The 18,062-nt window shown below is 52.0% G+C and carries 15 protein-coding genes; 8 read left to right on the top strand and 7 right to left on the bottom strand.

The features are described from left to right. Positions 1-24 precede the first annotated feature (24 nt). Both MHFGQ_RS09385 and MHFGQ_RS09380 read left to right on the top strand, forming a co-directional pair. A complete protein-coding gene (locus MHFGQ_RS09385) occupies positions 25-1,746 on the top strand; it encodes an NADH-dependent [FeFe] hydrogenase, group A6 (protein ID WP_106004211.1) in 1,722 nt (573 codons plus the stop codon). Positions 1,747-1,871: 125 nt separating this feature from the next. Beyond that, positions 1,872-2,462: an SGNH/GDSL hydrolase family protein gene (locus tag MHFGQ_RS09380; RefSeq protein ID WP_106004281.1), complete on the top strand. Its 591-nt coding sequence runs from the start codon at positions 1,872-1,874 to the stop codon at positions 2,460-2,462. 2 nt (positions 2,463-2,464) lie between these two features. Here the strand turns inward: MHFGQ_RS09380 and MHFGQ_RS09375 are convergent, their stop codons facing one another. Genes MHFGQ_RS09375 through MHFGQ_RS09350 form a run of 6 tightly spaced genes read right to left on the bottom strand, consistent with a single transcriptional unit; the run spans position 2,465 to position 8,001 of the window. Next, positions 2,465-3,643: an NAD(P)/FAD-dependent oxidoreductase gene (locus MHFGQ_RS09375; RefSeq protein ID WP_170066104.1), complete on the bottom strand. Its 1,179-nt coding sequence runs from the start codon at positions 3,641-3,643 to the stop codon at positions 2,465-2,467. A gap of 13 nt (positions 3,644-3,656) precedes the next feature. Further along, positions 3,657-4,298: a hypothetical protein gene (locus tag MHFGQ_RS09370; RefSeq protein ID WP_106004213.1), complete on the bottom strand. Its 642-nt coding sequence runs from the start codon at positions 4,296-4,298 to the stop codon at positions 3,657-3,659. Positions 4,299-4,301: 3 nt separating this feature from the next. Beyond that, positions 4,302-5,033 carry a 4Fe-4S dicluster-binding protein gene (locus tag MHFGQ_RS09365; RefSeq protein ID WP_106004214.1) on the bottom strand — a complete coding sequence of 244 codons (732 nt, stop codon included), beginning with the start codon at positions 5,031-5,033 and terminating at the stop codon, positions 4,302-4,304. Between the two features lie 2 nt (positions 5,034-5,035). Beyond that, positions 5,036-6,496 (bottom strand): hypothetical protein, encoded by a 1,461-nt coding sequence (locus tag MHFGQ_RS09360; protein WP_106004215.1) that lies wholly within the window; start codon positions 6,494-6,496, stop codon positions 5,036-5,038. A gap of 2 nt (positions 6,497-6,498) precedes the next feature. After that, positions 6,499-7,023 (bottom strand): 4Fe-4S dicluster domain-containing protein, encoded by a 525-nt coding sequence (locus MHFGQ_RS09355; protein ID WP_106004216.1) that lies wholly within the window; start codon positions 7,021-7,023, stop codon positions 6,499-6,501. 18 nt (positions 7,024-7,041) lie between these two features. Beyond that, positions 7,042-8,001, bottom strand: a complete 960-nt coding sequence (locus MHFGQ_RS09350; protein WP_106004217.1) for a zinc-dependent alcohol dehydrogenase — start codon at positions 7,999-8,001, stop codon at positions 7,042-7,044. A 190-nt stretch (positions 8,002-8,191) separates the two neighbouring features. Between MHFGQ_RS09350 and MHFGQ_RS09345 the strand changes: the two genes are divergently transcribed. Both MHFGQ_RS09345 and MHFGQ_RS09340 read left to right on the top strand, forming a co-directional pair. Continuing rightward, positions 8,192-10,099: a sigma 54-interacting transcriptional regulator gene (locus MHFGQ_RS09345; RefSeq protein ID WP_106004218.1), complete on the top strand. Its 1,908-nt coding sequence runs from the start codon at positions 8,192-8,194 to the stop codon at positions 10,097-10,099. 261 nt (positions 10,100-10,360) lie between these two features. Continuing rightward, complete coding sequence (locus MHFGQ_RS09340) at positions 10,361-11,626, top strand: SLC13 family permease (RefSeq protein WP_211292826.1); 1,266 nt, start codon at positions 10,361-10,363, stop codon at positions 11,624-11,626. A gap of 5 nt (positions 11,627-11,631) precedes the next feature. Here MHFGQ_RS09340 and MHFGQ_RS09335 read toward each other — a convergent pair whose 3' ends face one another. Beyond that, positions 11,632-12,084, bottom strand: a complete 453-nt coding sequence (locus MHFGQ_RS09335) for a helix-turn-helix domain-containing protein (protein WP_106004220.1) — start codon at positions 12,082-12,084, stop codon at positions 11,632-11,634. Between the two features lie 174 nt (positions 12,085-12,258). On the opposite strand from MHFGQ_RS09335, the gene MHFGQ_RS09330 reads away from it, so the two are divergent. The 4 genes from MHFGQ_RS09330 to MHFGQ_RS09315 all read left to right on the top strand — a co-directional run bounded on the left by MHFGQ_RS09330 (position 12,259) and on the right by MHFGQ_RS09315 (position 17,996). Beyond that, positions 12,259-12,456 carry a helix-turn-helix transcriptional regulator gene (locus MHFGQ_RS09330; protein WP_245907730.1) on the top strand — a complete coding sequence of 66 codons (198 nt, stop codon included), beginning with the start codon at positions 12,259-12,261 and terminating at the stop codon, positions 12,454-12,456. A gap of 153 nt (positions 12,457-12,609) precedes the next feature. Then, positions 12,610-14,838 (top strand): sigma 54-interacting transcriptional regulator, encoded by a 2,229-nt coding sequence (locus MHFGQ_RS09325; protein ID WP_106004222.1) that lies wholly within the window; start codon positions 12,610-12,612, stop codon positions 14,836-14,838. Positions 14,839-15,185: 347 nt separating this feature from the next. Then, positions 15,186-15,371: a hypothetical protein gene (locus MHFGQ_RS09320; RefSeq protein ID WP_106004223.1), complete on the top strand. Its 186-nt coding sequence runs from the start codon at positions 15,186-15,188 to the stop codon at positions 15,369-15,371. 93 nt (positions 15,372-15,464) lie between these two features. Further along, positions 15,465-17,996 (top strand): DUF3656 domain-containing U32 family peptidase, encoded by a 2,532-nt coding sequence (locus tag MHFGQ_RS09315; RefSeq protein WP_106004224.1) that lies wholly within the window; start codon positions 15,465-15,467, stop codon positions 17,994-17,996. Positions 17,997-18,062 lie beyond the last annotated feature (66 nt).

The following is an 18,062-nucleotide window of genomic DNA, read 5'->3' as shown; positions in this document are numbered from 1 at the left end:
TGGAAGATAGGAGGCGAAAACAAGGTGAGCACCGTAAAACTTACCATTGATAATATCCCGGTGGAAGTAGAGGCCGGAACGACGATCTTGAAAGCCGCCGAAAAGGCCGGCATCCACATCCCCACCCTATGTTACCTGGAAGGCATCAACGAGATCGGCGCTTGCCGGGTCTGCGTGGTAGAAGTAGAGGGAGCCAGAACTTTGATGGCCTCCTGCGTGGCTCCGGTGGCCGAGGGCATGGTGGTCAAAACCAACAGCCCCAGGGTGAGGATGGCCCGGCGGTTGAATGTGGAGCTGCTCCTCTCCAATCATAAGATGGAATGCCCCACCTGCATCCGCAACCTGAACTGTGAGCTGCAGTCCCTGGCCCAGGAACTGGGAATCCGGCAGGTGCGTTTTGAAGGAAAAAGGAGCGAATACCCTATAGACGATTCTACCCCGGCCATTATCCGCGAGCCCGACAAATGCATCCTCTGCCGGCGGTGCGTAGCCGTTTGTGAGAAGGTCCAGGGGGTAAAGGCCATCGCCCCCATAGGGCGCGGTTTTGACACCGTCATCGCCCCGGCCTTCCAGGATAAACTGCTCAATATCCCCTGTGTAGAGTGCGGCCAGTGCACCCTGGTTTGCCCGGTGGGTGCTCTGTACGAGAAGGATTATACCAACGAAGTCTGGGCGGCACTGGCCGATCCGGAAAAATTCGTCGTCGTCCAGACGGCCCCGGCCACCCGTGTGTCAATTGGCCAGGAGTTTGGCCTGCCGCCGGGAAGCATCAACACCGGCCAGATGGTGGCGGCCTTAAGGCGGCTCGGTTTTGACCGGGTCTTTGATACCGACTTTACCGCCGACCTGACCATTATGGAAGAGGGCTCCGAGTTTATCGAGCGCTTTACCAAGGGCGGTCCCCTGCCGTTGATTACCTCCTGCAGCCCGGGATGGATCAAGTTCATGGAGCACTTCTATCCCGAATTTATTCCCAACGTGTCGACGTGCAAATCGCCCCAGCAGATGTTCGGAGCCGTGGCCAAGACCTACTATGCCCAAAAGGTGGGTATCGACCCGGCCAAAATGGTCGTGGTTTCCATCATGCCCTGCACGGCCAAGAAGTTTGAGTGCCAGCGGCCGGAGATGCGGGACAGCGGCTACCAGGATGTGGACTACGTCCTCACCACCCGCGAGCTGGCGCGGATGATAAAAGAAGCGGGGATCGACTTCAAGACCCTGCCGGAAGAACAGTATGACGATCCTTTAGGCGAATCCACCGGGGCGGCGGTGATTTTCGGCGCCACCGGCGGCGTGATGGAAGCGGCCCTGCGCACCGCCTATGAGTTGATCACCGGTAAAACCCTGCCTTCCCTTGATTTCCATGATGTCCGGGGCCTTGAAGGAATTAAAGAAGCCACCGTGGATATCGAAGGCACCAAGGTTCGGGTGGCCGTAGCCCACAGCCTGGGTCATGCCCGGCAGCTTTTGGAACGGGTGAAGGCTGGGGAGCAGTACCACTTCATTGAAATCATGTGCTGTCCGGGCGGCTGCATCGGCGGCGGCGGTCAGCCCATTCCCACCACTACCGAAATCAGAGAACAGCGGATTAAAGGCATTTACCAGGCCGACGCCCAGATGCCCATCCGCAAGTCCCATGAAAATCCGTCCATCCAGGCCCTGTATCGCGAGTTCCTGGGCAAGCCTCTAAGCGAAAAATCCCATCACCTCCTCCACACCCATTACACGCCCAGGGGAAAATATTAGGACGGAAAAACAAAAAGGGGATAGGACCGGGTTTGTCCGGTTTCTATCCCCTTTTTCTATTGCCTTTATCCATTAATAAGCGTAAAATTTTAGACGGATCTTTCTTCGAGGAAGGAATGGGTTTCATGGCGAAAATCGATATTGTCGGCATGGGCGACAGCCTGACGTGGGGTTATCCCTTTGGGCCGGAGGCTTCCTGGCTGGAGCTAGCCGCCAGGGAAACCGGACTCGTAGCAAAAAATCAGGGTATAAGCGGCGAGACAACTGGAGAAATGCTGGCCCGTTTTGATGATGACGTGATCCGGCTCAAGCCCCATGTGGTGACCATCATGGGCGGTACCAACGATGCCTGGGTAGGCTACACGGCCGCCGAAGTAGAGGAAAATCTGAAGGCAATGGTGGCAAGTGCCCTGCAGGCGGGTATTAAACCCGTTCTTTGCCTGCCGCCGCCCCTCTGCCGGACAGGGTCAGATATTCCCTTATCTTTTTTAGAAAAAATGGCTGCCCTCCTGGCAGAATATCGTAATGTTTTTCGCCAGCTGGCCGCCATTGAAGGATTAAAACTTATCGACTTTTTCAACCCCCTGCTTGATCCGGCTACAGGCTGGGGGCGTAAAGAGTATTTTGTCGACGATGCCCATCCCAGTAAGGCCGGTTACCGCGTTATGGCCGCCGCCGTCCTTCCTTTCTTTCGCGAAATAAAGAGGGGAACATAAAGTTAGTCGCGATTATCGCGTAATATACGATAATAAGCATAACCGGCTTTATCAATTTTCCCCAGGGCCAGGTAACCCGTCATTCGCTTCCCTTCACTGGTAAAGACTGCTTTTTCATATATCCCGTCGTCCGTCTTCATATATATATGACTTTTTCCTGCGGCGGTGTATCTACCGGTGGAATCGCCCAGGGCCACGCCATTTAAGCCGAAAAGGTGAAAAGAATTCATGGATATAGAACCGTAATATATTGACGGAACATCCATTATATTTTCTGCGGCTATCCTTCCCTGACGCACAGCGTTATACCAGACGGCGTTGACATCGTTAACCCGCCTTACTATATCGATGCTTTCCACAACATCACCGGCGGCCCAAATTCCCGCCACCGACGTCGCCATATGTCGATCGACGACGATGCCTTTTTTTATCTTTATACCTGTACCTTCAAGGAAGGAAATATTGGGTCGGACGCCGGCAGTCAACAGCACCATCTGGCAGGGAAGAAATTCGTCTTCCATGATTATCCCTTCAACAGATTTTGTTCCGGCGATGGCGGTGACCCGTCTACCGCAATAGGTGATTATACCCGCCTCTTCGAGCCGTCTTTGTAAGATCTGTGCGGCCTCTTCATCAAGTTGGGAAGGCAGGACCTGTTTTTCGCGTTCTACCAGATAGATGTTTACGCCGTGACGGACCAGAGCTTCGGCCGTTTTTAACCCTATTAAACCGGCACCGATTACGGCTACGTTCTTTACTTCCGGCAGATATTTGCGGATGGCCTCAGCATCTTGCCGGGACCAAAGGTGGAAGACGCCGGGCAGTCTCGTTCCTGATAAGGGTAGATCCACGGGGGTAGAGCCGGAAGCTATTAACAGCCTGGTGTATTGTATTGCCTCGCCGTTATCAAGTTTTACCCTTTGATCCCCGGGGTGAACGGCAACGACTTTTCTGCCGGATATAACTTCAAGGCCTTTTTGCCGGTAGTAATCTTTCGGGCGGTTTAACAATTCTTCTCCACCAATTAAGGCCGCGGCGTATTCCGGCAGCCGCAGGCGGCTGTAAGGTTGACCTTTTTCGGCCGTAATAAGGAGCAGAGGCACGTCGGGATCCAGTTCCCTGATCCTGTCGACTGCCGCCAGACCGGCTGCACTACTGCCGATTATCACTATTCTGCCCACAGGCCTCTCTCCTTTAGAATTCATCTAGGCACCACAAATCTACGAGCTGGGATAAAATTTTGGCCGCCCGGGCGGGATTGAAAACCCCGCACACACAGGGATAGGCCAATTTTTGCGCCGCCTCTTCGACCTGAAGGCGGCCTCTTTTTACTTCCAGCAACATTTTGCGCGCCAGGCGACTGGAAACCATGCCGTGGCCGCACATGGTGGTAATCTGCAAAAGCTCATCCTCGGGAAGCCGTGAGAGTTTCCCCATAATTCCCAGGGAGTGTTCAACCGTATGGGGTTTTATTCCTACCTGGCCGCATATTTGGTGCACGTCGGTCATAATACCGCTGACAATCACGGATATTCCCAGATCGGCTTCCTTAACTTCTTTAATAACCTTCGCCACTTCTTCTTTAGAAGTAAATACGGCGTGGACGATGGAAGTATCCTGTACGTTGGCGATTATGTTTTCGGCACCGGCGCTGAAAAGGTTGCCCGTTTTCATATCCCCCATGTTGACGGGATGATGGCGGTGCATGATGCGTAAGAAATGTTGTAGCTTATCCTTCGAGTTTTTATCATTTATTCCTTTGGCCGACATGGCAAAGACTATAATATCTTCTTTGAGGTTTTCCTCATTTCCCCGACGATGGAGTGTATGGCTCATGTTTTACACCTCCCGGGCAAGGGGCCGGCCGAGGCCCAGATTGGTTTTCCCGTTTATTGATATCTTGTAACCGTGTTCGGCCGCGAGAAGGGCTCCGGGAGATAAACCATTTTCATCGGCCCGGCTGGTTAAATCTACGCTGAATACGGTGTTTATTTCCGCGGCCACTTTCTTGACCGCCTGGAGGACCCGGGGCACCTGGTCCAGGGGAATGAGCATCTCGATTATGGCCGAAAGTACTTTTTCGTTCATGGCCTCGGGATGCATTTTCCCCGTCTTGCGGTCCACAATTAGGCTAGTCAAGGGGTTCTTGGTTTCAAATTCTACACCCAAGGCCGCCAGGGCCATGACTACCTTTTCAATTTCCGGCATTTTGGCTCCCGTTCCCGGCCGGCCCATTTCTACTGCCAGGCCGACGAAGCCCGGACGATAACGCCCTGTGACGTCGTTAGTTTTCATTTCTTCAGTACCGCGTCCCGGTACTTTGGTTTCCTTGTGTTCGGCCAAAGGATTGCTGAAAGTACCGCGAATGGAGCGGGGCCAATCGTGGATTGGTTGATACAAAGCGTCGACGGGGCAAACTTTGGCGCGCTCGCAGACGCCGCAGTCGACACATTCTTCTTCATTCACGGCGGCGTGGACCTTGCCCATGGTCTGGCGAAAATATATGGCCCCCATCGTACAGTAATGCTGGCAGCGTCCGCAGCCGACGCATTTTTGGCTGTCGATTTTCATGATTACGCCCCTTTCATCCCTTGGAACATTCCCTTGGCCGTCAGGAACGGTTCCAGGGTGGTTATCACTTTTTCTGGATTTTCAGGGGTAGTGACGAGGATTAAACCTTCGCGCCGCAAACGGTCCGCCGTATCCCGGCTCCCCCATATAGGCAGGAGAGTGCCGATGTAGGTAGGGATACCATGGCGGGCTATACCGAAGGCCTGACTCAATTCCATGGACGTGTTCATCTCGGGATAGATGGCTATGGCCGGTAAATCACTAAGGCTCAATCCCAGCCGCCTGGCCAATTCCGCCAGCAGTTTCCGGCCGCGCCCCATGGCAAAAAAGGAGCCTAAGGGGATCACCCCGTCTATTTCGTCGTATTTGGCGAGGTTTAAAAGGGCGTCGCCGGCGACGAAACAGGCAACGTCGTTGGCCGTTAGTGTTTTGGCTAGATAGGCAAGAGCCTCGTCACCCGTATGCTTGACATTGCTGCCGCCCCCCAGAAGGCAAAAACCGCGGTATTTTTTGTTTTTATAGCCGCTTACCAAATCCTCAAGGATTTTTTCCATATCAAAATTAAATTGGGGTTTCTTGAAGGCCGCCAGGGAGGCGTTTCCCGTACGAGGCGAAGGATTGGCGGCCTTTTCCCGTATCGTATCCCAGACGGCAGCCGCCCCTTCCGCGTTGAATCTAGAGGGTACGCTTATAACTTTTATGTTTAAGTTTCTGGCCAAATTACCAGGCCCACAGCCTTCAAAAGAATCACCAGTCAGAACCAGATCAACCAAACCGCTGAGGAGTACGGCTTCGTACCGGCTGGTGGGTATGGCGGGCAAATCCAAATACTCGAACAGGCTGTCGCCGCCAAGCAATAATAGAGACATCTTGAGACCGGCGTCCCGAATTTTTTCCTTAAGCCAGGCGATGAAAAGGGGAGAACAGTTATGAAGGAGGACATTTGCTTTTTCAGGCTCCGGCCTATACTCCTTATAACCCGCATCCTCCCCGGCGTTTCGAGGCCATAAGCGATGGGCGAGGTCTATGATAGCTTCGTCATAGGATAGGGACGTATATGCTTTTTCCATGCACATATTAAGGATGTCTATTTCGCTGCCGTGAGAAGTATTATCTTTAAAAGGGATTTCTTCGGAGATTCCTCTGGCCTGGGCGGCCTCAAACATTTCCTGCAACAGGGCATTCCTTTTGAAGTTGGCCAGGGTGATATTTTTCAGCAACCAACCTGCGATCAGATCATCACTGCTACGGCCGCAGATAGTAACTTGGGGTTCTTCGCCAAAGGGATGCAGCCGGCAGGGTCCCTGAAGGCAATCGTAGCAGCTCAATCCCAGACGGGCAAAACCGTCCTGGGGCAATTGCCTTTCGTAACGATCCCACACAAGGGCGAAACCCGTCTTACGGGAAGCTTCAATTAGTGCCGGTAAAAGGGGGTCGATGGTTTTACGCCTTACCTGTTTCATAATTAAACTTCCTCCTTTTTCCATGGGTTGCCGATTCCGGCGGCAATCTGGGCCCATACTGCAATTTTCTCGGTAATTAAGGAATCATCTTCTGTATCTTTAATGGTCAACGCCTTTGTCGGGCAGGAAGCGACACAGAACGGCTCTTCCATATTAAAACAGCCGTCGCACTTCCATGCCCGTCCCAATTCGGTATTAGGACGCACCAAGCCGAAGGGACAGACCATTACGCACATCCAGCAACCGATGCACCGGTCTTCCTGCAGGAAAACGACGTCGCTTTCCCCGTCTCTTTGGAGGGCCCCGGTTGAACAGATTTCCAAACAGGGCGCCGACGTACAATGACGGCAATGAAGGGCAATCTGCCAGCCTTCGCCCCCCCGCACCTGAACGCGGGGGCGGGGCAGGGGCGCTTCCCGTGCCGCTTCAATGAGGTTTTTGCTTATTGAGGCACGGCCCACGGCACAACTTAATTCGCATGTGCGGCAGGCCATACATCTTTCTGCGTCGGCTACAATAAGATGCATTTTCCGGTTCCCCCTTTTTTAAGGCCGTACGACCACTTTAATTGCTCCCGGATCTTGAACCGCCACTGCAAAGGCCTCGGCGATGCGGTCAAGTTGGAACTCATGGGTTATCAATGAACGGACGTCGATCTGTCCCTGGATTACCGGTCTCAAAGCCCAGGGCGTCCAGATGTAACGCTGTTCGCGGGTATGATGCACCAGACAGGTCGTTCTGATTTCCAGGGCATCATCATGCCATCTGCCGATGTTGAGGGTGACCGGCTGGGTAATCCAGCTATAAAGGGCGAGGATTCCGTTGTGTTTCAACATGGCAGTGGCCTGATTCATGCTTTTTTCGCTGCCGGCCGCTTCCACTACGACGTCGGCACCCACACCGTCGGTGAGATCTAAAACTGCCTGGACGGGATCTTCGAGAGCGGCATTGATGATTATATCGCTCCCCAATTTTTTTGCCAGCTCGAGTTTTCCAGGAGCCACATCAACGGCTATAACGCGGTAGGCCCCCATGGCTTTAACGGCCTGGGCGATGATCTGGCCGGCAAAGCCCATTCCGTAGACGACCACCGTATCTCCCAGTTGGGCGCCGCATGTAAGGGCCGAGTACATGGCGCAGGCTACGGGTTCACCCAGGGCGGCTATATCCGGATCTAATCCTGCCGGCGCAGGTTGTAATCCGGTGACGGGAACTTTATAATATTCCGCAAAGGCATTGCACCAGTTGAAGACCATAACGCGGTCCCCCGGTTTATATTCCCTGACCTTGCTTCCTACGGCGATCACTGTTCCTCCGCTTTCATGGCCGATATAAAAGGGCAAAGTGATATTGGGCGGCAGGTCGCCCTTGTATATCGATTTGTCTGAGCCGCAAATACCGGTAAGATGGCATTTGACCAGGACTTCATCTTCGCCCAATTCTAATTCCCTTGTTGTAATTTCAAGGTTTCCCGGTGCAGTTAAGACCGCCGCTTTTGTCTGCATCGTCTATCCCTTCCTTACCTGTTGTTTTTGCCTGTCCTATAATCGTCCGGCAGGCAATAAACGAAATATGCAAATTTAATGCCATAAAAGATTCTGCCGGGAGTGATATTGGGTCGAGGAAGGGTAGTATACCAAAATGAAAAGGTCGTTATTTTATAACGAAACAACTTGAAGAGAGGGGGTAGAGGGTATGGCGGCCATTACCATGGTGGCTACTTATCAATCCCTGGCGGAGATGGCCATGGCCATCTGTCAGGAGAACAAATGGGAAGTAGATATTGTCGTCGGCCAGCTGGAGCAGGGAGTGGAACTGGCGAGGGCGGCGGTTAAAGGCGGCAGTCGTGTTATCATTTCCCGCGGCCTTACGGCACGATATATACGTAATGCCCTGGAAGTTCCGGTCGTCTCAGTTCCGGTTACCGGCTACGACCTCCTGCGCGCCTATTGGCAGGCCCGCCAGGAAGGGACGCCGGTGGGGGTGGCGGAAGAAGAAGAAGTTATAATGGGTTTTAACGCCATCGGCGAAATCTTGGGAGAAAAAATTATGGGTGTGGCCGTAAAAGATATAAAGGGGATGCGGCGCGCCATCAGGTATCTAAAGCGGGAAGGGGCGAAGGTTTTCGTAGGAAAAGGTACCGCCACCCGCCTGGCGCAAGCTTATAGCCTTAAAGCCGTAATGATAACTTCCGGTTGGGAAGGTGTCCTACAGGCCTTGGAAGAGGCATGGCGCGTCCTCAAGATTTACGAGCAAGAGCAGGCCAAAATACAGCAGATGAAGGCCATTGTCGATTTTAATTCCGACGCCATCATAGCCGTAGACGAGAATATGGTAATTACTACCTTTAACCCTGCGGCCGAGAGGTTGCTGGGCCGCTCCCGCGATGAGGTTATCGGCGTTCCCATCACCCAAATTTTTTCCTGGCCGTTTTTAGATAGGATCCGGCGTACAGGCCGGGAGGAAAAGGGGGTGCTCATGCCCCTAGAAGAACGCCAAGTTGTAATTAACGGCATCCCCATAAAAGTCGAAAACCGCATCCGCGGTTTGATTATTACCCTGCAAGACGTACAACAGATACAGAAACTGGAGCATAAAATACGGCGTAATCTTGTGAACCGCGGCCATGTGGCCCGCTATACCTTTGACGACATCCTGGGAGATAGCGCGTCCATTAAGGAAGCCGTAAGAAAAGCCAGGAAATTTGCCACGGCCGACGCCACCGTTCTCCTGCAGGCGGAGACGGGATGCGGTAAAGAAATGTTCGCCCAGGCCATTCACCGGGCTAGCAGGCGAAAGGACGGCCCCTTCGTGGCCGTCAACTGCGCCGCCCTTCCGGAAAACTTGTTAGAAAGCGAACTTTTTGGCTACGCAGAAGGGGCTTTTACCGGTGCCCGCCGCGGCGGGAAGCCTGGGCTTTTTGAAATTGCCCATGGCGGGACCATATTTCTGGACGAAATCGGTGAAATGTCCGGTCAACTCCAGGCCAGGGTATTGCGGGTCCTTGAAGAAGGTCAAGTTATGCGTCTGGGTGATGACAGGCTCTTACCCGTGGACGTACGCGTTATTGCCGCCACAAACCGCAACTTAAAACAAATGGTGCAGGAAGGACGATTTCGCGCTGACTTATATTACCGCCTGCACGTTTTGACCCTTAATATACCGCCACTGCGGGCCCGTGGCGAGGATATAATAATTTTGTTTTATAGTTTCCTGCATGATTTTTGCATTAAATTCCAAAAGGAAATACCGGCAGTGGGGGAACAGGCTTTAAATTTGTTAAGGCAGTATACCTGGCCGGGAAATGTGCGGGAATTAAAAAACATGGTAGAAAGGTTGGTTTTGTTAGCCGATAAATCGGCAATCACCGCGGGATTAATCAAGGAAATGCTAGAAGAGGAAAGCTTCTCTCCCAGCGGCATTGCGGATCTAGGAGGGGAAAGCCAGAATCTCCTCGATAAAACCGAATGGGCGTTGATTGAAAGGGTTCTGGCCGCCACCGGCGGCAATCAGGCCGAGGCAGCGCGGCGTCTGGGTATCGGGCGCACAACCCTGTGGCGTAAGCTAAATAAATATCGAAAGGGCGGCCAAGGGACCGGGTGATGTAACGTCCCCGCAAGGGGACATTTTTAGTGTTTTAAAAAGAAAAGCCGAGTATTTCATTATGGTATAGAAAGGCGCATAAAAATTTAAAACGATAATGCCAAACCTTTTGTTTTTATGGCCCGGGATTTTGTGGCACGAAAATTGCATAAAAATATGGCACGAACCTTTGTGGGAGGTGAAGACGGCGTGGGCTGATTTTTAAGGGTGGGTTAGCAATAGATAAAAGTTTAAAAAGGTAAAAAAGGAGGAATGAGAAAAGTGTCTTTACCGGTTATATCCTTAATAGCGCTACTTTTTGCTATTGTCATAAGCTGTGTGACGACATTGAATATTGGCACTTTATCTCTGGGCTTGAGCCTTTTGGTAAGCTATATCGGCGGCGTTAAAATTAGCGAAGTTATCAAAGGCTATCCTACTAATATTTTCCTGATGTTGGCGGGGAGCACTTATCTTTTTGCCCTGGCCCAGGTCAACGGTACCCTGGAGAAGATAGTCAAATATACCATTAAAGGTGTAAGGGGAAATACCGCCCTTTTACCGTTTATATTCTTTTTCCTGGCCTTTATCCTCTCGTCGATGGGTCCGGGACCTACGGTCATAGCCGCCCTGATGGCCCCGATGGCTATGCTACTGGCCGAGGAGGTAGGCATAAGCCCTTTGATGATGTCCATTGTCGCCGGCAACGGCGGCCAGGCGGGCTCCATGTCACCCATTGCTATCGGCGGCATCATCACCACCGGGATTACGGCCAAAATGGGTTTGACCAATATCGGATGGAAATTGTGGCTTAATATGTTAATCACCTATTTTATAATTTCATTAATTGCCTATATTCTTTTTGGGGGGTTGAGGCTTTTTAAAAAAGGGGACGGTGGTCAGCGCGAGACGCTGGCCAGGATCCAGGTTGAGCCTTTCGACCATAATCAACTTATAACTTTACTGGGGATTATAATTTTCGTCGTTGGCGCCCTTGCGTTTAAAATGGACGTCGGCCTGGGAGCGTTTCTCATCGGATCAATCCTTTCGTTTTTTAAAGTGGCGGACGAAGGCAAGGCCATCAAACAAATGCCCTGGGGAGCCATCCTTTTTGTTTGCGGCGTTACCGTGCTTATCAACTTAATGGGACAGATCGGCGGCATGGATCTTTTCGCCAGTCTCATCGCCAGATTTTCAACACCCTTTACCATTACTTTGGTTGCGGGATTCATCGCCGGCTTGATATCCGCTTACGCGAGCACCACGGGCGTCATTCTCCCGGCCTTTATTCCCATGGCGCCGATGCTTTTAGAAAAGGTCGGCGCCCCGCCGTCAGAACTATTGGCCCTCATTTCGGCAATCGCCGTTTGCGGCTTCATGACGGATATGAGTCCTTTGTCGACCACCGGGGCCCTATACTATGCCAATGCCGGTCCGAAAACCGACAAGCAAAAACTCTTCCGGGATATGTTGATATGGGGGTTATCTATGTCGGTAGTAGGCGCCATAGTTAGTTGGATTTACTTCAGTGTATTCCATCTGGCCTGATATTTTCATTTACCTTCAGGTTCAAAGCCGGGGGTGCCGTTAAGATGGTCCCCCGGCTTTTCCTTTTCGATTTTTTTTAAGGCGTTATACCAACTGCGGGCGAGTCTTTTCCTCTGCTGGGGAGTAAGATCGGAAAGGCGTTGAAATAGATATTGAAATAAAGGATCTTCGTGTGGATTGCTATTTGTTTCCTTAAGGAAGGGTAGTTTTTTAGATAATTTTTCGTTTTGGATTTCATATACCGCAGGTAGAGAGGATTCGTCACGACCCAACAGGTAATCAACAGAAACCCTGAAAAAATCAGCCAGCTTTTGTAACGTTGCAGCATCAGGGGTGCGCTTATTCTTTTCGTACATGGCAATGGTGCTCTGGGCCATATTAAGGCTGCGGGCCAATTCGGCCTGGGTGAGGTTTCTTTCTCTTCGTAGAGCCGTCAGTCTTTCGCCCAATGTTTTCATTAGTACACCCCTAAACTTTCTCATATCACGCACCAGCTACTGCCAATTTAACACTCTAAGTGATAATAAGCAATATTTTATCACTAAATGTGATAAAATGCTTTCGCACTTGACAATTATCGCGATACGTGATTAAATTATTACTAGCAATAGTTTCTCTATATGGTGAACTTTATGCGCAATGAAAAAATGTACCAACTGCGCCGGGAACGCGGCCTCACTCAAAAGAAGGTGGCGATGGCGGTGGGTATCACCCAGAGTGCCTATGCCATGATCGAAAGGGGCCGGCGTTACCCGCGTAAAGACACCATGAAGAAACTGGCTGATTTTTTCGGTTTGACTGTTGATGAATTGTTCTTTGATGAGAATTAAAGCAAGAAAACGACGTACACCGCCTCCTTTTTTGCTGCCTTTTTATGAGGCGGCTTTTTTATGTCCTTTTTAGTTCAAAATTTTGTCTCGCCATCCGAAGCGGTGTATTGTATAATTATTAGAGAAAAAAGGTACGGCAAAGGGTGGTATACAATGGAAATAGTGAAAACAATCACAGGTAAATGTCGCATGTGTTATGCCTGCATTCGTAACTGCCCTGTGAAAGCCATAAAAGTAGTGGAGGGTCAGGCCAGGGTTGTCCCCGAACTCTGTATTGCCTGCGGCCACTGCGTCCAGGTATGTGCCCAGCAGGCCAAGGAAGTGCAACGTGAGGTAGAGAAAGTGGAGGGGTATCTCACGACAAAAAGGACTATTGCCTGCCTGGCTCCTTCTTTCGTGGCCGAGTTCCATCCTGCCTGGCCCGGACAGGTAGTGGCGGCTTTAAAGCAGATGGGGTTTGCCGAGGTCCATGAAGTGGCCTTTGGCGCCCATTTAGTCACCCTTGAATACCGCCGCTACCTCCAGGAAGCCGGGGAACGCCAGGGATTAATCAGCACCCCCTGCCCGGCGGTGGTCAACCTTGTGAGCAAATATTATCCTAAATTATTATCCCAGTTAATCCCCGTTGTTTCACCGATGATTGCCCTGGGCAGGTATCTTAAAAAGAAGGTTGGTCCGGACAGCCGGATAGTTTTTATAGGCCCCTGTGTGGCCAAAAAAGGGGAGGCCCAGGAAGACGAAGTTGCCGGGGCCGTTGACGCCGTCCTGACTTTTTTGGAAATAAAGGAAATGCTGGCCGTCAGGCAGATCGACGTTAATTCCTGCGGTAATATGGATTTCGACAGCGAACCGGCCTATCTAGGACGTTTGTACCCGGTAGGCGGCGGTCTTTTAAGGAGCGCGGGGGTGGACGCCGACATTTTGGCCAACCAGGTACTGGTAATAGAGGGCCGGGAAGACTGCCTGGAATTTTTAAAAGCCGTCAATGAAGGACAAATGATGCCCAAAATGGTAGATATGCTCTTCTGTAAAGGTTGTATAAACGGGCCCATGCAGGAAAATAAATTCTCCGCCTTTCGCCGGCGCAAAATTGTGGCCGAATTTACCCGCCAGGGGTTAGAAAAGGCAACACCGCGGCCGATAAACCCCGATATTATCAATTTACGCCGGGAATTTCACGATAAAAGCGTATTTTTCCCCCGTCCAACCGAGGCCGATATACGAAAAATCCTTGCCGAGTTGGGCAAACTCACCCCCGAAGATGAACTTAACTGTGGCGCCTGCGGCTATTCATCCTGCCGGGAGAAGGCCATCGCCGTTTATCACGGTCTGGCCGAAAACCGCATGTGTCTGCCTTATCTCATCGCCCAGCTGGAAAAAAGTAACCTTAACCTGCGCCAGGAACTTAAGGTTTTTCAGGGGCAGTACGGCCAATTGGTCGGTAACAGCGCCGTCATGCAGGAAGTATATCGTATGATTGAAAAAGTCGCCAAAACCGATGCCACCGTTCTCATCCGCGGGGAGAGTGGCACCGGCAAGGAACTTGTGGCCAGGGCCATCCATTACCGCAGTCGCCGCAGCGAAGCGCCCTTTATCAGTATTAATTGCGCCGCCCTGCCGGAAACGCTCCTGGAAAGCGAGTTGTTCGGCCATGCCCGGGGCGCCTTCACCGGCGCGGTGACGGCCAAGAAGGGATTGTTCGAGGAAGCCCATGAAGGAACCATTTTTCTGGATGAGATCGGCGACATTAGCCCGGGGCTCCAGAGCAAGCTTTTACGCGTTTTACAAGAAGGAGAGTTTATAAGAGTAGGCGAGACACGACCCACCCGGGTTAACGTGCGTGTTCTGGCAGCCACCAACCGCGATCTTGAGAAGGCTGTAAAAGAAGGGGCTTTCCGTCCGGAGCTTTTCTACCGCCTAAATGTTATAACCATCTGGCTGCCGCCGCTAAGGGAACGGCGGGACGATATTCCCTTACTGGCCAGGCATTTCTTAGAGAAGTATAGTCGCCGCTTAGGAAAAGAGATAACCGGTTTTACCAGCGAGGCCATGGACGCCCTGGTTCGGGCCGACTGGCAGGGTAATGTCCGGGAACTGGAAAACGTCATCGAAAGGGCGGTGATCCTGGCGGAGGGCAAAAAAATAGAAGTGGGAGATCTGCCGCGCCAGTTCCGCAACTTGTCCGCCAACGCTTCCGGCTGGGCTTATACCAAGGGAATGAGCTTTAAGGAGGCCGTAACAGCATATGAAATCAACTTGTTAGTTCAGGCCCTTGAAGAAAGCCAGTGGGTCCAGGCGAGGGCGGCGGAAATCCTCGGCCTTAAAAGAAGCACCCTGAATGAAATGATTAAACGTTATAAACTGCGGCCGGCGAAAAAATAATACAAAATTACGAATGAAGTCCAAAAAAATAGATACAGAAAAAGTGCCACCATAACTCCTTTGATGGAATTACTAATTCAATAAATTGAATAAAGACGACAAAACTATAAATATAAAAAAGAGGACTTTCTCAAGGCGTTTCAAAGGAGAAAGTCCTCTTTTATATTATCCTGGCATAGAATTTGCTATATGATATTATCGGCAATGGAAATACAAAAAACCGTTCAGGAGGGGTTTTCATCCATTGAAAAGGTAAAATCGACCTTGTAGCAGGAGAATGACGCAAATGTTAAAAAAGTGTGGTAAAATAATCCTAACAAAAGGAGAATGTAGAGGGGGGCTGTAAGATGGCACAGGTTTTGGCGAGGGTAAAATATGAACGGGGGTTGCCGCTCCTTACCATTAGGGAATTGAACGAAGCCTATGCCCGCCTGGATGAACGCTATAATTGTTATAGGTCCAACTGGGAGTGGTTTACTTCTGTCAAGCACACACCGGAAAATGGGGTGTGGCACAGGGTGGAACAGAATTAATAAGTTATTGGATTTTAAAGCCGGTGGCGCTATTTTACCACCGGCATTTTTTATTGTCTTTTTCGGCGGTATAATATGTTTTGAGGTGTCTTTATGACAAGGGTTGAATTAATGGCCCCGGCAGGCAGCCCCGAGGCTTTAAAGGCTGCGGTAAACAACGGTGCCGATGCCGTGTACCTGGGCGGCAAACAGTTTAACGCCCGCGAGGGGGCTGCGAATTTTTCCCGGGATGAGCTACGGGATGCCGTGGCTTATGCCCACGAATGCGATGTGCGGGTTTATGTAACCGTCAATACCCTCCTGTCAGACTGGGAGCTGGCAGAGGCTGTGGATTATCTCTACTTCTTGGGAGAAAACCGTGTTGACGGTATTATTGTTCAAGATCTGGGGCTGGCCAACTTATCAAGGAATATTATGCCCGAATTACCTTTAATCGGCAGCACCCAGATGACGGTAACCAACGCGGCCGGGGCTGAGTATTTGGCGAGACTCGGTTTTAAAAGGGTTGTCCTCGGCCGGGAGTTATCATTAAGGGATATTAAGGCCATTAGCAGTAAAGTGGGGATAGAGCTCGAAGTTTTTGTTCACGGCGCCCTTTGTTTTTCATATTCCGGCCAGTGCCTTTTCAGCAGCATGGTAGGGGGACGGAGTGGCAACCGCGGTCGGTGCGCCCAGCCCTGTCGCCTGGCCTACACGCTGGTGGATGAAAAGGGACGGGCACTGGAAGAGAAGCCGGAACACCTGTTAAGTACCCGCGACCTCTATACCCTGGACCGCATACCGGAACTAATAGCCGCCGGCGTCAAGGCCTTTAAAATTGAAGGGCGGATGCGCCGGCCTGAGTATGTGGCGGTGGTAACCCGGGCATATCGTCGAGTTATTGATCGATTTTATAACAATCCCGAAGACTTTCAGGTATTTACCGAAGAAGAGAGGGAAGTGGCCCAGATTTTTAACCGCGACTTTACGCCAGGGTATCTTGACGGCAATCCGGGGGCAGAATTAATGAGTTACGGCCGCCCCAGTAACCGCGGGCTTTATTTAGGGCGGGTGGAGCGGCGCCAGAACGACGGCTTTCAGGTTCATCTGGAAGCCCCCTTAAGCCGCGGCGACGGCTTGGAAGTTTGGGTGAGCAAAGGAGGCCATCAGGGCCTTGTAGTTCATCACATCCGGCAGGGGGAGCGAGAGGTAGACTCTGCTCCGGCGGGGGCTACCGTTACTTTAAAACTACCGCCCGCGACCAGACCGGGGGACCGCATTTTTAAGACGAGCGATGCCTTACTTTTACAGGAAGTGAGGCGTACCTTTACTACCATTCCGGAAGAAAGACGCCTGCCCCTAACCATGAAAGTTTATGCCCGGGAGGGAGAACCTTTAAAGCTGGAGATAATCGACCCCGGCGGAAACCGGGCGGAGGCCCAAACGAGCAGGGCCGCCGAAGCGGCCGAGCGCCATCCGTTAAACGAAGCCGTCCTGGCGGAGCACCTGGGGCGCCTGGGAAATACACCTTATCGATTAGGGCACCTTATTGTCGAATTGGAAGGTCGGCTGATGGTGCCTTTAAGCGAATTAAACCGCATCCGACGGGAGGCCATCGAAAAACTGCGCCAGATGCGCCTTGAGGCGTGGCCCCGGCGAGTGCCCCCGGAAGAAGAATTCCGCAAAAGGCTATTAGAACTCCGGCAGCCACCGCAGGCGGCAGACGGAGAAAGAACCGGCAGGCGACGACAAGAGCCCCCGCGCCTGGCGGTGGCGGTGGGCGACCCGGAAGGCGCCAGGGCGGCTTTGGCTGCGGGAGCCGAACGCGTCTATCTTGCAGGTGAAATATGGCGGGGGCACGGGGTTCCTGGAGGGAACCTGTTGCGTGATCTTATAGAGGAGGCAAAAATAAAGGGGGCAACCCTGGTACCGGCCTTGCCGCGCATCTGGCATGAAACGGAGGTGGCAGGGGTCGGCAGACGGCTTGAGGAACTTGTCGATGCCGGCGCCGACCTAATCCTTGTCGGCAATTTCGGCGGCATTGAGCTTTTAAGGAAATACGGCTTGGCCGGTTGGGGCGATTATCCTTTAAACGCCTTCAACGGCTGGTCCCTTCAAGCCCTGGCCGAGGCGGGATTAAAGGGTGTTACCCTTTCCCCGGAGGTGAACCGGGAGCAACTGCGCCGGCTCGTATCCCCATTACCCCTGGAACTCATTGTGCACGGCGCTTTGCCCCTGATGATTTCCGCCCACTGCGTCCTGGGGGCACGTTTGGGCGGTCAAAGGCCCGGCCGCAAATGTACCGCTCCATGTCTTAAGGGTCGCTATGGTTTAAAAGATCGTCTGGGACTTGTATTTCCCATTGCGACCGATGATAAGTGCCGGTTTTATTTATACAACGTCAAGGAAATAAATCTCCTTAAGCATTTAGAAGATATATCTTCTTTGGGTTTTCATTGGGTTCGAGTTGAGGCTACGGAAAAACCTGCCGGCTACATCAGGCGGGTAACGTCCCTGTACCGGACTGCCCTGGACCTCGTGGCCCGGGGGGAAGGAAGGGAAGCCCTCGCAGAGCTGTCCCTGGAGGCAGAAAAGATGGCTCCGGGCGGTATTACCCGGGGTCATTATTTCCGAGGAGTGCTTTAGTAGAACTGTTGATCTTACATTCCGGGACGGATATCATCAGGACGGAGAAAGAGAGATGGGGGCATA

It is taken from the genome of Moorella humiferrea (assembly GCF_039233145.1).
Lineage (GTDB): Bacteria > Bacillota > DSM-521 > Neomoorellales > Neomoorellaceae > Neomoorella > Neomoorella humiferrea.
The sequence above is the reverse complement of the archived record's forward strand: the minus strand, read 5'-3'. Positions and strand labels throughout refer to the sequence as shown.